The sequence below is a fragment of the Brachybacterium vulturis genome (assembly GCF_002407185.1).
Classification (GTDB): Bacteria; Actinomycetota; Actinomycetes; order Actinomycetales; family Dermabacteraceae; genus Brachybacterium; species Brachybacterium vulturis.
This window is the reverse complement of record NZ_CP023563.1, coordinates 3,010,338-3,023,757: the sequence shown is the minus strand read 5'-3', so window position 1 is coordinate 3,023,757 and position 13,420 is coordinate 3,010,338. Positions and strand designations below refer to the sequence as shown.

At 72.2% G+C, this 13,420-nt stretch carries 13 protein-coding genes; 3 read left to right on the top strand and 10 right to left on the bottom strand.

The features are described 5' to 3' along the window. Window positions 1-3 precede the first annotated feature (3 nt). Complete coding sequence (locus CFK38_RS13600; protein ID WP_096803550.1) at window positions 4-798, bottom strand: hypothetical protein; 795 nt, start codon at window positions 796-798, stop codon at window positions 4-6. An 81-nt stretch (window positions 799-879) separates the two neighbouring features. On the opposite strand from CFK38_RS13600, the gene CFK38_RS13595 reads away from it, so the two are divergent. Together CFK38_RS13595 and CFK38_RS13590 are read left to right on the top strand one after the other, a co-directional pair. Beyond that, entirely contained in the window at window positions 880-1,944 is a 1,065-nt protein-coding gene (locus tag CFK38_RS13595) for an ADP-ribosylglycohydrolase family protein (RefSeq protein WP_245851061.1), read from the top strand. Then, on the top strand, window positions 1,941-2,666 hold the full coding sequence (locus tag CFK38_RS13590; RefSeq protein ID WP_096803548.1) for an endonuclease/exonuclease/phosphatase family protein: 726 nt from the start codon (window positions 1,941-1,943) through the stop codon (window positions 2,664-2,666). The genes CFK38_RS13595 and CFK38_RS13590 overlap by 4 nt, the downstream gene beginning before the upstream one ends. 11 nt (window positions 2,667-2,677) lie before the next feature. On the opposite strand, the gene CFK38_RS17625 is transcribed toward CFK38_RS13590, so the two are convergent. Beyond that, window positions 2,678-4,720: a glycosyltransferase gene (locus tag CFK38_RS17625; RefSeq protein WP_245851059.1), complete on the bottom strand. Its 2,043-nt coding sequence runs from the start codon at window positions 4,718-4,720 to the stop codon at window positions 2,678-2,680. Window positions 4,721-4,893: 173 nt separating this feature from the next. Here CFK38_RS17625 and CFK38_RS13575 point away from each other — a divergent pair, with 173 nt between their 5' ends. Next, on the top strand, window positions 4,894-5,493 hold the full coding sequence (locus CFK38_RS13575) for a class I SAM-dependent methyltransferase (protein ID WP_096803547.1): 600 nt from the start codon (window positions 4,894-4,896) through the stop codon (window positions 5,491-5,493). Between the two features lie 18 nt (window positions 5,494-5,511). Here CFK38_RS13575 and CFK38_RS13570 read toward each other — a convergent pair whose 3' ends face one another. From CFK38_RS13570 to ilvD, 8 genes are all read right to left on the bottom strand, one after another. Beyond that, complete coding sequence (locus tag CFK38_RS13570; RefSeq protein WP_096803546.1) at window positions 5,512-6,588, bottom strand: FAD-dependent monooxygenase; 1,077 nt, start codon at window positions 6,586-6,588, stop codon at window positions 5,512-5,514. A 65-nt stretch (window positions 6,589-6,653) separates the two neighbouring features. Beyond that, complete coding sequence (locus tag CFK38_RS13565; protein WP_096803545.1) at window positions 6,654-8,315, bottom strand: HNH endonuclease; 1,662 nt, start codon at window positions 8,313-8,315, stop codon at window positions 6,654-6,656. A gap of 350 nt (window positions 8,316-8,665) precedes the next feature. Next, complete coding sequence (locus CFK38_RS17910) at window positions 8,666-9,049, bottom strand: response regulator transcription factor (protein WP_420835784.1); 384 nt, start codon at window positions 9,047-9,049, stop codon at window positions 8,666-8,668. A 73-nt stretch (window positions 9,050-9,122) separates the two neighbouring features. Beyond that, window positions 9,123-9,308 carry a response regulator gene (locus CFK38_RS17905; RefSeq protein WP_420835783.1) on the bottom strand — a complete coding sequence of 62 codons (186 nt, stop codon included), beginning with the start codon at window positions 9,306-9,308 and terminating at the stop codon, window positions 9,123-9,125. Beyond that, window positions 9,296-10,642, bottom strand: coding sequence for a sensor histidine kinase (locus CFK38_RS13555; RefSeq protein WP_096803544.1), 1,347 nt, complete (start codon window positions 10,640-10,642; stop codon window positions 9,296-9,298). Before CFK38_RS13555 ends, CFK38_RS17905 begins: the two co-directional genes overlap by 13 nt. A gap of 93 nt (window positions 10,643-10,735) precedes the next feature. Then, window positions 10,736-11,176 (bottom strand): SRPBCC family protein, encoded by a 441-nt coding sequence (locus CFK38_RS13550; protein WP_096803543.1) that lies wholly within the window; start codon window positions 11,174-11,176, stop codon window positions 10,736-10,738. A gap of 37 nt (window positions 11,177-11,213) precedes the next feature. Further along, window positions 11,214-11,534, bottom strand: a complete 321-nt coding sequence (locus CFK38_RS13545) for a response regulator (RefSeq protein ID WP_096803542.1) — start codon at window positions 11,532-11,534, stop codon at window positions 11,214-11,216. A gap of 69 nt (window positions 11,535-11,603) precedes the next feature. After that, window positions 11,604-13,349 carry a dihydroxy-acid dehydratase gene (gene ilvD / locus CFK38_RS13540; protein ID WP_096803541.1) on the bottom strand — a complete coding sequence of 582 codons (1,746 nt, stop codon included), beginning with the start codon at window positions 13,347-13,349 and terminating at the stop codon, window positions 11,604-11,606. Window positions 13,350-13,420 lie beyond the last annotated feature (71 nt).

Sequence of the window (13,420 nt, the reverse complement as noted above, 5' to 3'; positions counted from 1 at the left end):
GGATCAGAGGGCGAGCAGCCCGAAGGCGGCGAGCGCCAGGGTGAGCAGCCCCAGGCCCACGGGTACATAGGCCCAGGGGCTGCGGGAGCGCTCGGCCGGCGAGCGGCGGTGCAGCACCAGCGTGGAGAGCCCCACGCCGATTGAGAGCACGATCGTGCCGATCGCCAGCACCGGCGAGAGGATCACCAGCACCGTGGCACCGACCTGGAACATCACGGTGCCGGCCACGTCGAGCAGGCGCATCAGCACGGTGGAGCGGGCGCCGATCCGGTGCGCCAGCATCGTGGAGATCGCCTCCTTCGACCACTCCCCGGGACGGGCGATCCGCTGCCGGGTGGTGATGGTCTGGGCGGTGGCGAGGATCAGCCAGACCAGCGCGCAGCCGGCACCGACCCAGATGCCGAGCTCCGGGCGGACGTCCGCCGGCCACAGCAGGATCGCCATCAGCACCGCCGCGACCCGCAGCAGCTCCTCGACCGCGCTGCGCACCGCCAGCAGGCCCGGGTTCACGGCCAGCTGGGTGCGGGTGCGAGCCACGAACAGGCTGGTGGCCACCAACGAGATCAGCTGCGCGGCACCCAGCCCGATGCCCAGCAGCAGCGGGACCGGGGTGAGCGGCGCGAAGGGCAGGATCGCCAGCACCAGGACGAGCGCCAGCACGGGGATCAGCAGTGCCTGGATCGACAGGCCCTTGACGAGGTCCCGGACCAGGTCCGCGCCGGTGGGCGGATGGTCGTGGCCGGTGTGGTCGTGGGGGTCGTCGAAGTGCGGTGCGGAGGCCGCGGGGGTGTCGGTCATGGGGCTCCTTCTGGGTCCTCACCAGGGTACCGGGGCCGGACCGTGTGCAGTCCGCTGCCACCGGTGTGGAACCATGGGCGCGTGACGACGGATGCCATGAACTCCCCCTCGGAGGGCCTTTCTCCGGCCCAGCGCCAGCGTGCCGTCGGCACCGTCGTGGCAGCGGCGGCAGGAGATGCACTGGGTGCCCCCTACGAGTTCCAGCCGCCGGTGCCCGCTTCCGAGGACATCGACATGATCGGGGGCGGGGTCCTCGATTGGCAGCCGGGGGAGTGGACCGACGACACCGCGATGGCGATCGTGGTGCTGGAGGCGTCCCTCGCCGCCTCCGACGGGCATGACCTGCGGGTCGAGACGGCGCAGGACCACATCACACGGGAGTGGTACTCGTGGTCGCTGGGCACCCCGGACATCGGCACGCTCACCTCGCAGGTGGTCCGCACCGCGGCGGAGCTGGCCCGGGAGGACGGTCATTACGCGCCGCGGGCGAAGGATTTCCGGAGCGCCGCGGCCACCGCCCATGAGCAGCTTCCGGCCTCCGCGGGCAACGGGTCGCTGATGCGGGTGCACGTGACCGTGCTGCCGTACCTGCTGTCCCCAGTGGAGGACGCGGTCGAGGCGATCACCGCGGTGTGCCGCTTGACACACGTGCATCCCGACACGATCGAGGCGAACGTCCTGTGGGGACTGGCCGTGCGCCACGCCGTCCGCACCGGCGAGATCGATGTGCGGGTGGGGCTTCAGCGGCTTCCCGCCGACCGCCGCGCGGTGTGGCTCGAACGGATCGAGGAGGCGGAGCTCTCGACGCCGGTGATGTTCCGCCGCAACGGCTGGGTGGTCGGTGCCTTCCAGGCCGCCTGGGCGGCGATCGCCGGCGTCAGCCCGATCCCGGAGGGCAAGTTCGCCCAGCGGGATGCGCTCGGCGCGGCACTGCGGTCGGCGGTGCGCGCCGGCTACGACACCGACACGATCGCGTGCATCACCGGGGCACTGATGGGGGCGGCGCTCGGTCCCAAGGCGGTGCTGCCGGAATGGCGACGGATGCTCTTCGGGTGGCCGAGCTACGAGGTCGACGAGCTCAAGGGCCTGGTCGAGCGCGTGATCGCGCCGATGGTCCGCGACGACGGCGAGGGGAATCGCGCGTGAGGCGGGCGTCGTGGGAGCTGCGGATCCTCAGCTGGAACCTGTGGGAGCTGCGCGGGGACCTCGCCGCGCTGATCGGGGCCGCCGAGGACCTGCAGCCGGACGTGCTGCTGATCCAGGAGGCGCCGCGCTTCGTGCTGCCCACGGCCCGGCTGCAGTGGCTGGCCCGCCGCATCGGCCGACGGGTGCTGCTCGGCGGCGTCGGCGGTCGAGGCCTGGCGATCCTCGTCACCGACGAGGTCGCGGCCCAGGTGATCCGCCGCGGCGCGCACCCCGTGGCGCAGACGGTGTCGGATCTGAACTCGACCTATCCGCGCGGGATCGCCGCAGTGCGGCTCTCGGTCCCCGGCGGCGGCGCCGTGGTGGTCGCCGCGACGCATCTGGCGCTCCAGGAGGACAACCGGCAGCGGCACGCGGAGCACCTGGCCGCGCTGGTGCGCGGTGCCGGGGCGCCGGTCATCGTCGGCGGGGACCTCAACGAGACGGCCGACGGCGCGGCGCGCCGCTTCCTCGCGCCGCTGCTCAGGGATCCGGTGGACGATGCAGATCCCGCAGGCCACACCTTCCCGGCCGCGTCCCCGAGCCGTCGCATCGACGCGGTGCTGGTCACAGACGGGATCCGGGTGCAGGACGCCCGCGCCGTGCACTCCACCCGCACGGTCGAGGAGGCCCGGCTCGCCGGGGCCTCGGACCACCTGCCCACGCTGGTGGACGTCTCGCTCTGAGTCTCGGCCCGTCAGTCCCGCACGTGCAGTCCGGTGCGCAGCCGCACCACGTCGTCCTGCCCGCCGACATGGCGGATCGCGATGCCGCCCGGCTCCTCGCCGACGACGGTGAGCTGGGTGCGGTAGGAGTCCACCGCGCGCAGCACGACCTCCGCTGTGCCGGGATGGTCGCGCTCCCGGATGCCGGAGCCGGCCCCCGTCCCTGACCCGGTCCCTGCCCCGGTCCCGGAGCCGTCCGGGAGCACGCTGGCGATCTCGACCAGCGGGATCCCGGCGCGGGCACAGGCCGTGACGGCGACGTGATGCGCCCGGACGTGGTCGGGGTGCCCGTACGTCCCCTCGTCGTCGTACCCGATGACGGCATCCGGCCGCACCGCCTCGAGGAGCGCCACGAGGTCGGCGACGGCGTCCTCGAGCGGGCGGAGGGAGAAGCTGTCGGGCCCGGCGCTCTCCGAGGGGCCCGCGAGGCCCTCCTGCACCCACCGCATGCCCGAGTCCCGGTACCGGCGCGGCGCGGCACCGGGGGACAGGGCCGGGGCGGTGCCGAGCCAGTGCCGTTCGGCGACGCCCAGGGTGGAGGCCGCGGCGGCGATCTCAGCCTCGCGGACCTCTTCGAGAGGCCGGGACTCCTCGGCGTCGAGCGCCCCGGGCACGATCTCGCCCTCCTCCCCGCGGGTCGCCGTGACCAGCACCACCCGGGTCCCGGCCGACGTCAGCGAGGCGAGAAGGGGCCCGGTCGAGAGGGACTCGTCGTCCGGGTGCGCGTGCACGGCGAGGACCGTCGCGGCCTCGTCCAGCACCCGCCAGGGATCGGGGACCGGGACCGGGGCCTGGATCGCGGGATGCGCGATGACGGCGGCATAGAGTCCGGCGAGGGACTCCGCCGCGGCATCCCAGGTACGGGTCGCGGCGAACTCCCGAGCGGAGCGCACCGCGGTGCGGTAGCGGCCCGCGTCACCGAGCAGGGACTGCAGCGCCTCGGCCCAGACGTCGGGGTCACGGCTCTCGAGCACGAGCCCCTCGGGACCGACGGCCTCCTGCACCCCGCCCGCGCAGCGCCAGGCGAGCACCGGTGTGCCGCTGGCCTGGGCTTCCAGGGCGACCAGTCCGAAGGTCTCGGACCAGCTGGTCAGCAGCAGCGCACCCGCGCAGCGCATCGCCTCGGCCAGCTCGTCGCGACCCAGGGAGCCGACGAACTCCACCCGGTCCCCGACCCCGAGCTCGTCCGCCAGTGCCCGCAGCTCCTCGAGGTAGTCCGCGAAGTCCTCCGAGGTGCCGCCGGCGAGCACGAGTCGGGCACCGAGCGCCGGATCCAGGCGGGCGAGGACCTCGAGGGCGAGATCGGGCCCCTTCAACGGCTGCAGCCGGGCGGTGAACAGCACCGTGGGACCGAGCCGTCGCTCCTCCACATCGGGGCAGGGGCAGAAGCGTTCGATGTCCACGCCGGGACGGACCACGCTCAGCCGGGAGCCCGGGACCCCGTACCGCTCACCGACCGTGCGGGCCTCGGCCTCGGACACCGCGACCACCAGGTCGGAGCCGGTGGCGGCGAACTGCTCGCCCGGGATGCGGCCGTGGGACTCGGCGGGCTCCCCGGCATCGAGCGACCCGGCCCCCTCCGGGGCCGCCACCGAATGGAAGGACTGCAGATGCGGGATGCCGAGCTCGCGTGCGACGGGGAGGGCGGCGACCCCGCTGAACCAGTGATGGGAATGGACGAGGTCCCAGCCCCCGGCGGGGTCGTCGGCGGTGAGCACCGTGTGCAGGGCGGTGCGGAACGGTGCGATCGCCTGTTCCATCGCGCTCTTGGCCAGCGGCGCTGCAGGGCCCGCGTCGAGATGGTGCAGCCGCACCCCGGTGGTGATCTCGATGATGTCCGGGGCCAGGGGATCGCTGCGCCGGGTGAAGAGGTCGACGCGGTGCCCGAGGCGGGCGAGCGCGAGGGACTGCTCGAGCACGACCACGTTCATGCCGCCGGCATCGGCCCCGCCCGGATCCTCGAGGGGGGAGGTGTGCAGGGAGACCGCAGCGATGCGCAGGGAGGGGGCCGACATGCCCGCCATCCTAGGCGGGCGGTGCGGCCCAGGGTCGGCACAGCGGGGATCCGGTCGCCGTCCGGATTCCGGGGAGGGCGCAGTATGCCCGGGTGTTCGCCAGTGACGAAACTTGACGCGTCCTGCGTCACGGCAAGTTGAAATGGGCATCTGCATGATAGAGCCTGAAATGCATGGAGACGGCGGAGAAAGTTGACTGGGCAGCATTGAACGCCCATGCGGCGGGCCGCCCCGCTCGCCGCCTCGTGACCCAGGCGATCGCAGCGGTCGGTGGCGACCGCCAACCGGGGGTCGTGCTCGACCTCGGCGCTGGTGCCGGTGCCGACTCCCTGCAGTTCGCCCGTCACGGCTGGACGGTGCATGCCTACGACAGCGATGACACCCTCGCCGCCCGACTGGTGGAGAACGAGCGGATGTCCGGCTCGGTCCAGTTCCACCACACCGACATCGCGGACGTCCCGGTCTTCCCCTCCGCTCAGATCGTGTACTCGACCTACACGCTGGGCCTGCTGGGCCCGACGGCGCTGCCGGAGGTGTGGCGCAAGCTCGTGGCCTCGTTGCCGCGCGGCGGCGTGATGGCGGTGGACTTCTTCGGCACCAACGATTCCTGGGCGGAGCGTCCTGACGTGGCGACCCTGCCGCTCGAGGAGATCGACGCGATGTTCAGCGACTTCCAGGTGATCGATCGCTCGATGCGTGACGAGGACGGCCGCTTCCTGTCCGAGAAGAAGCACTGGCACGTCATCTCCACCCTCGCGCGCAAGCTCCGCTGAGCGGGCCCCGCCGACCGCTCATCCGGAGCGCGGGCCGAGCCGCCCGAGGCTCGCGGTGAGCATCCGATCGCGCCATCCGGCGGCCGATGACGTCATGGCCACTCGCAGCGTCGCCTCCGAGGCCAGCCGCCACCCCTGATCGGGCAGGGCACGGCGTGCAGCATGCCTCCGCAGCGAACGGCGCACTCCTGCCGCCGTTGCGTACGGAGCGGATCCGCGCCCCCGCTGCGCACGCACCGCGAGGGCCAGGGACTGCGCATCCTGGAGGGCCGTGTTCGCGCCGTGTCCGAGATTCGGTGCCATCGCGTGCGCCGCATCGCCCAGCAGCACGACGTTCTGCCGGACGGGCCACACCGGCCCCACCGTGTGGATGCCGTGCACGAGGGTGCGCTGCGGGGTGGCCGCCGCAAGGACCGCGTCGATCACCGCGCGATGCCCGCCCACCGTGCGTCGCAGATGTGCGAGGTCCTCGCGCCGGGAGCCGGTGCGGTGCTCGGGCACGCAGGCGAACCAGTTGGTGCCGATCCCGGCCAGGGGAGTGATGCCGAACAGCCAGCCCCGCCCCCAGGTCTCCGAGATCTCCGGCGGGGCGAGCGGCGTGGTCCCGCGCAGCACGGTCACGCCGTGGGAGCGGGCGGCCGCCCAGCCGGACCCGCCGGAGCGGCGCACGAGGGAGTGGACGCCATCGGCCCCGATCAGGAGGTCGGCCCCCTCACGCAGGGGACGGATGTCCTCGACGCGTCGCCTGGTGGTGGTGACGGCACCAGGGAGGGCGTCCAGCAGGATGCGTACCAGCTCGGAGCGGGAGGTGAGCAGAGCATCGCCCGCCGGGACGGTTGCGAGGACCTGCCCGTCGGAGGTGCGGAGCGTGCCGACCTCGGGGGCTGCTGAGAGCGTCCGCACCTCCCGCAGCACTCCGAGCCGGGCGAGCACGGACTGTGCGGGAGGGAACAGCGCGAGCGCGGTCCCGACGGCGGGAGTCGCGAAGTGCTCGTCGATCAGCTCGACCCGGTGCCCGTCCGTGGCGAGCAGGATCGCGGCGGCGAGCCCCGATACGCCGGCGCCGAGGATACGGATCGTGAGGGGGACGGACATGGTGCTTCTTCCACGAGGGTCACGAGGCGCGTGACGACAGATCGCCGCGGCCGTGATGACCAACCCTATGTCGGTGGCGGATCCGGCGGAGGATCGGAGGCCGGTGCCGGGCCCGGTGGCGCCTCCGGTGGTGGCGGGGCGAGCATCGGGGGAGTCCAGGAGATTCCCTGCGCTCCGTGCGGACTGGTCCAGAACCAGGCCGTGGGCGGCGACGATGCTGGGGGCGGCGCCGATGGCGTGCCCGGCGTGCCCGGCGTGCCGTCGGATGTCGGGGCCGATGCCGTGCTCGGTGCGCTCTCGCCGCTCAGGGGCGCGAGCACCCACAGTCCGTGCTCCTTGAGCAGGTTGCAGCGCACGCACAGCCCTTGACCATTCGCGTAGCTGGTCGCCCCGCCGCGGTGGAAGGGGAGGACATGGTCGCTCTGGCGGATCATCGCATTGCACCATGGGGTGCGGCAGGTGATGTCCCGCCAGCGGATCATGCGGGCCAGCCCGGCGGGAAACGCTCGGGAGCGCGACTCCATCGCGACCAGTTCTCCGGTGGTCGGGCTCGTGTAGAGGCGCCGGTAGAACGCGGAGACCTGTTCGTCGGGATGCTCGTCCTCACCATGGCGCAGGTGCCCCGGAGGCCTGCCGAGCAGGGAATCACGGGCGATGTGCGCCGGGATGATGCCGTACCCCTCGAGGTGAGCGCTCTCGGCGTCGTCGTCACGTCCCAGCAGGGCGGTGTCGGAGATGACGATGCCGACGTCGAGCCCGGGCTGCGGCCGCGGACGGCGAGGAGCCTGTGGCGCCTCATGAGAGGGCACCGGGACTGCGGAGGGGCCGCGGGTGAGCACGGCGTCGACCAGCAGGTCCGCCTCGAGGGCTTGGACGGAGTTCTTCTCCCCGGCGGCGCGCAGGGATCCGGCACCGGAGTGCAGGGCCTGCATCATCCCCACGGCATCGATGCCGCGCAGGACGGCGGTGACCCGGGCCATCCCGTCCGCCAGCGGTGTCATGGTCACATGCCGCTCCCGCGCGGCGCGCTCCGCGCGTTCCCGGGAGGTCTCGGGCTCCAGGCGCTGGACCATCTTCTCGATGTCCGAGCGCAGGCGCTTGTGCCCTTTCCCCTGGAGGGTCTGCGGATCCTGCTGGATGAGCTCGTCGATCCGACGGCAGGTCTCGGGCGAGGCCTTCGAGAGCGCGCCCGCGACCGTGGAGGCCTGCTGTGCGGTCACGGCGCCCTCCCAGAGGGAGTCGACCGTGCCGGGCATGTGCTGGAGGAGACGCCGAGCGGAGGCGAGGGAGAAGGAGGACGCGGCTGGGGAGATGCGGCGGGCCAGCGCGATCTCGCTGTGGGCACCTCTGCCCTGGTGTGACGCCGGGAGCCCGCGCTGGGCATCTGCGCGACGGATGCGCTGCTCCGCGGCGACCTGCCAGGTCGCATCCATCGCGGAGAGCGAGGAGCGCAGCTGATCGATCCCGGAGAGGACGGCGAGCGCCTCCTCAGCGGATCCGGCGGCGGTGTCGGGCAGGGGGTCGCGCACCGATCGGGTACGGGTGAAGGCCACGAGCGTGGCGCTGAGCACCTGTGCGAGCACGACCCGCGCCGCCGGGCTCGCCTCGACGTCGATCAGGGTGGAGGCCGCGGAGGCCAGGACGTCCACCGAGGGCGAAGCGCCGTCCCGGTGAGGCGCATCCTCACCGGGGCGGTCCCCGTCGTCGCTCGGTGTCGTCGATTCCATACCCGTAATCGTAGTCACGTGCGATATGCGTTGCCACCCCCAGCGCGGAATCTGTGGATAACTCCGCACGACGGCACAGAATGTGGAAGAAAGTGTGGAAAAGAATGTGGATGAAGATGCTCGGTGGAGGAACGGTCATCTCGGTGGGCGCAGTGCCCGCAGGGTTCGTGGGTGCGGGAGATCGCTTCGACGGTGCAGCCCCACCACGAGGAGCAGCGCGAATACAGGTGAGAGAACAATTTCGGGGCGCTGTCAAGAATGCCGGTGAGGATTGTGGATGATGCAGGGGTGGGGAGGAATGATCGTGCGATCTCCCACCGGGCAGGATCGCGCTCCGGGCGAGCAGTCTCTCAGCGAGCCAGCAGGGTCAGCACCGCGGTCACCCGGCGGTGCACGCCCGCATCCTCGCTGAGCCCGAGCTTCGCGAACAGGCGCTGCGTGTGCTTCTCCACCGCGCCGCCGCTGATGTACAGGCGCTGCGAGATGCCGGCATTGGTCAGCCCCTCACCCATCAGCTCCAGGACCTCGCGCTCGCGCGGTGTGAGCTCGTCCAACGGGGTGCGCCGACGCGAGGAGATCACCTGCCCGACCACGTCCGGGTCGATCGCCACGCCGCCGGCGGCCACCCGCTCGATCGATTCGAGGAAGGCCCTGATGTCGAAGACGCGGTCCTTGAGCAGGTAGCCCGTGGACTGCACCCCGGATTCGATCAGCTCGGTCGCATAGCCCACCACCACGTACTGGCTCAGCAGAACGATCGGCGCCTGCGGCCACTGCGCGCGGATCTGCTGGGCAGCCCGCAGGCCCTCATCGGTATGGGTGGGGGGGCATCCGGATGTCGGAGATGATCAGATCCGGGCGCAGCTCCAGCGCACGCGCCACCAGCTCGGTCCCGGTCGCGGCGGTGCCGACCACCTCGTGGTCGGCCTCCTCGAGCACCAGGCGCAGGCCTTCCCGGATCAGCGCGGAGTCGTCCGCGATCAGGACGCGCACGGGATCACCGCCTCGATCCGCGTGCCGTGGCCCGGCGGCGACGTCACCGTGAGCCGGCCCTCCAGGGAGGCGACGCGGCCGGTGAGGCCGGCCAGACCCCCGTCGGCGCGCATCTCGGCGCCCCCGCGCCCGTCATCCTCGATCCTCACCCGAGCATCATCGCCGATCCGGGCCAGCTCCACCCGGACGCTCCGGGCCCCGGAATGCTTGGCGGCATTGGTCAACGATTCGGAGACGACGTAGTACACACCGATCTCGACATGCTCGGGCAGCTCCAGCTCGGGGGCCTCGACCGTGGCGGGGATCGGGGAGATCGCCGCGAGCTCCGTGAGGGCGGCGGCGAGCCCGCGGTCCACCAGCACCGGCGGAGCGATGCCGCGGGAGAGGCGGCGGAGGTCATCGAGGGTCAGGCCCAGCTGCTCACGGGTCTCCCGCAGCACTGCCCGTGCCTTCTCAGGATCCTTCTGGGCGAGCGACTCCACCCGCGCGAGGTCCATCGAGGCGCGCACCAGGCGCTGCTGGGGCCCATCGTGCAGGTCCCGCTCGAGACGCCGCAGAGCGGCGGATTCCGCGGAGCGGCCCGCGGCGCGGGACTGCTCCGTGCGCAGCAGGCGCTGCTGATCCCGGTACCGCGAGCTCAGCAGACCGCGCGCGACCGATCGGTGCAGCGCGGTGAGCCCGCGCACCACCGGACCCAGCGTGAGCAGGAACAGCAGCCCGGCGAGGAACTGCAGGCTCACATCCACCGCCAGCGTGTACGGCTCAGCGACCCCCATCAGCGCAGCCAGGCCGCTGTCCTCCGCGGGTGGGAGGGTCTGCTCCAGGACCAGGGTCGCCACCGGCCCGCCCACCGTCGCGAGAGCGCCCACCGTCCAGGCCAGCGCCAGCGGGACGGTGATCAGCGCGAGCAGGAAATTGACCAGCACCCAGAGCGAATCCAGCCAGCTCTGGGGGTCCGTCAGCGGCGTGAGCAGGCGGCGCACCCTGCCGGCGCCCGCCGGAGCCCGGACCGGTGCCGGAGTGGGAAGCACGGTGCCCAGGATCGTGGACTGCAGAGTTCGTTCTGCCTTCGCGAAACCATGCGCCACCAGCACCCCGGCCACCAGGATCGGCAGCCCGATCCAGACGACGACGGTGGCCGCGCCGGCGGACAGCAGGCCGATCACGAGGGAGAAGCCGACGGCTCCCAGCACCGTGGCGAGGAAGCCGTAGGCGAGGAACCGTCCGATCCGGGCCGCCCAGCGGCGGATCGACCAGGGCCGAGCAGGCGCGGCGGGAGCAGAGGTGGGCGGGGTCTGCCCCTGGAGGGAGTCGGGCACGGTCACGGTGGTCATGTCTCCACTCTGCGGGGGCGGGGCCGCGCGTCCCATCCTGGCACCGGGCCGGTCGATGTCGGGCTGGCCCGACATCGGTGACGCTCCGCCTGCTCAGCCCTGCTCGCAGATCTCCTTGAGCGTGGCGAGGTCCTCGGCGACCGCCTCCGCATCCTCCGCGAACTCGCTCGCGGACATCGTGCCCCGGCGCAGGGTGAACACGACCTCGCAGCGGGAATCGTCCAGCGCCAGCACCCGCAGCGGGTTGAGCACCGATTCTCCGCTGGGGAGGGTGACGGTGTGGTCCATGACCCCGTACTCGTTCTCCGGGACGAAGCTGATCAGCACCCGTCCCATCGGGGAGTTCATCGACCACTGGGAGACCTCGCGCTGCACCTCACCGCCGGCGAGTCCGGCGGCCCAGCGCGGGAGGTTCCGCGGGTCGCTCGCGAATTCGTACACCCTGCGCCAGGGGCGTTCGATGATGATGTCGAGATGGCGGGAGGCGTCGGCGGAGGCCGTCGCGTCGTCGATCTGCTGTGCACTGTCGTTCATGTCGGCGACGCTAGCAGGGGCGGCCGACGGGTGGGCGTCAGCGCCGCGCCTCGACCTCCCGCAGGGCGCTCAGCGCCGTGCGGACGACGGCGCCGAGGCTCGTCGGCTCCCGCAGCGTCGCGCCGTCCGCCGAGGGGGACACCACCACCCAGCGCGGCTCCCCGCGCCGGCGCATCCGGCCGATCTCGATGCTGCGCCCCGCGGGCAGCGGGATCAGCAGCGCACCGCTCGGGCCGACCAGCAGGCGATGGTCGAGATCAGGCCGTCGTTCCAGCAGGAGGGCGCGGATCGTCTCCCGCTCGGTGTGGGCGGTGCCGCCCGAGGCGGGGTGCGCGAGGATCGAACCCGAGGAAGACATGTCCCGAGCCTAGGGACGGGGTGGGACAGTCCGCGGGCCCGGGATCTGAGCCGGGGGCCGCCCCGGCCCTCAGTCCCCGAGGATCGCTCCGGTCGAGGCCGACTTCACGAGCTTGACGTACTTGCCCAGCACGCCCTTGGTGAACTTCGGCGGCAGCGGCTCCCAGCCCTCGCGGCGACCGGCGAGCTCGTCCTCGTCGACCAGCAGGTCGAGGCTGCCGGTGCCCACGTCGAGCCGGATCCGGTCCCCGTCGCGCACGAAGGCGATCGGCCCGGCGTCCACCGCTTCCGGCGCGATGTGGCCGACGCACAGCCCCGTGGTGCCGCCCGAGAAGCGGCCGTCGGTCATCAGCAGCACGTCCTTGCCGAGCCCCGCCCCCTTGATCGCACCGGTGATCGCGAGCATCTCGCGCATGCCCGGTCCGCCCTTGGGGCCCTCGTAGCGGATCACCACCACGTCGCCGTGGGTGATCGTGCCGTCGTTCAGGGCGTCCAGCGCATGCTGCTCGCGCTCGAAGACGCGGGCGGTGCCCTCGAAGACATCGGCCTCGAAGCCGGCGGACTTCACCACCGCGCCCTCCGGGGCGAGGCTGCCGTGCAGGATCGTGATCCCGCCGGTGGGGGCGATCGGCGCCGACGCAGGACGGAGCACCTTCCCGTCGGCCGGGCGCGGGGCGAGCACCTCGAGGTTCTCGGCGATGGTGGAGCCGGTGACGGTCAGGCAGTCGCCGTCCAGCAGCCCCTCGTCCAGCAGGGTCTTCATCACCACCTGGATGCCGCCCACGTGGTCGACGTCGTTCATGACGTACCGGCCGTAGGGCTTCAGATCGGCGAGGTGCGGCACCTTCGCGCCGATGCGGGCGAAATCGTCGAGGCTGAGGTCGACATCGGCCTCGTGGGCGATGGCGAGCAGGTGCAGCACCGCGTTGGTGGAGCCGCCGAAGGCCTGGACCACCGCGATCGCATTCTCGAAGGCGGCCTTGGTCATGATGTCGTGGCTGGTGATGCCCTGCCGCAGCATCTCCACCACCGCCTCTCCCGCGCGACGCGAATCCGCGTCGCGCCGACGATCGGCCGACGGGGGAGTGGCCGAGCCGGGGATCGACATCCCGATCGCCTCGGCGACCGTCGACATGGTGTTGGCGGTGTAGTAGCCGCCGCAGGCGCCCTCGCCGGGGCAGATGGAGCGCTCGATGCGGCCGACGTCCTCACGGCTCATGAGCCCGCGCGCGCAGGCGCCGACGGCCTCGAAGCCGTCGATGATGGTGACCTCCTTCTCCTCACCGGTGGAGAGGCTCACCCGGCCCGGCATGATCGTGCCCGCGTAGACGAACACGCTGGCCAGATCCAGGCGGGCGGCGGCCATCAGCATGCCCGGCAGGGACTTGTCGCAGCCGGCCAGCAGCACCGAGCCGTCCAGCCGCTCGGCGCTCATCACCGTCTCGACGCTGTCGGCGATCAGATCGCGGGAGACCAGCGAGTAGTGCATGCCGTCGTGGCCCATCGAGATGCCGTCGGAGACCGAGATGGTGCCGAACTGCAGCGGATACCCGCCGCCGGAATGCACGCCCTCCTTCGCCGCCTGTGCGAGCCGGTCCAGCGACAGGTTGCAGGGCGTGATCTCGTTCCAGGAGCTGGCGATACCGATCTGGGGCTTGTCCCAGTCCGCGTCCCCCATCCCCACCGCACGGAGCATGCCGCGGGAGACGGTCGCGCCGAGCCCGTCGGTGACCTGACGGCTGCGGGGCTTGATGTCCGGGGCCGAGAACGTGGCGTCGGCGGCAGGGGCGGGGGCAGAGGAATCGTCGGTGGTCATGGATCGACTCTATGCCTCGGCCGCGGACAGGGGGAAGGGAACAGCGGGGGCCGCGCCGTCGCGCCGATCGC

What these genes read in the sequence shown, in the direction of transcription:
- CFK38_RS13600 (WP_096803550.1), bottom strand. Translation starts at nt 798, where the DNA reads ATGACCGACACCCCCGCGGCCTCCGCACCGCACTTCGACGACCCCCAC.
- CFK38_RS13565 (WP_096803545.1), bottom strand. Translation starts at nt 8,315, where the DNA reads ATGGAATCGACGACACCGAGCGACGACGGGGACCGCCCCGGTGAGGAT.
- CFK38_RS13545 (WP_096803542.1), bottom strand. Translation starts at nt 11,534, where the DNA reads ATGTCTTCCTCGGGTTCGATCCTCGCGCACCCCGCCTCGGGCGGCACC.
- CFK38_RS13550 (WP_096803543.1), bottom strand. Translation starts at nt 11,176, where the DNA reads ATGAACGACAGTGCACAGCAGATCGACGACGCGACGGCCTCCGCCGAC.
- CFK38_RS13570 (WP_096803546.1), bottom strand. Translation starts at nt 6,588, where the DNA reads ATGTCCGTCCCCCTCACGATCCGTATCCTCGGCGCCGGCGTATCGGGG.
- ilvD (WP_096803541.1), bottom strand. Translation starts at nt 13,349, where the DNA reads ATGACCACCGACGATTCCTCTGCCCCCGCCCCTGCCGCCGACGCCACG.
- CFK38_RS13575 (WP_096803547.1), top strand. Translation starts at nt 4,894, where the DNA reads ATGGAGACGGCGGAGAAAGTTGACTGGGCAGCATTGAACGCCCATGCG.
- CFK38_RS17625 (WP_245851059.1), bottom strand. Translation starts at nt 4,720, where the DNA reads ATGTCGGCCCCCTCCCTGCGCATCGCTGCGGTCTCCCTGCACACCTCC.
- CFK38_RS13555 (WP_096803544.1), bottom strand. Translation starts at nt 10,642, where the DNA reads ATGACCACCGTGACCGTGCCCGACTCCCTCCAGGGGCAGACCCCGCCC.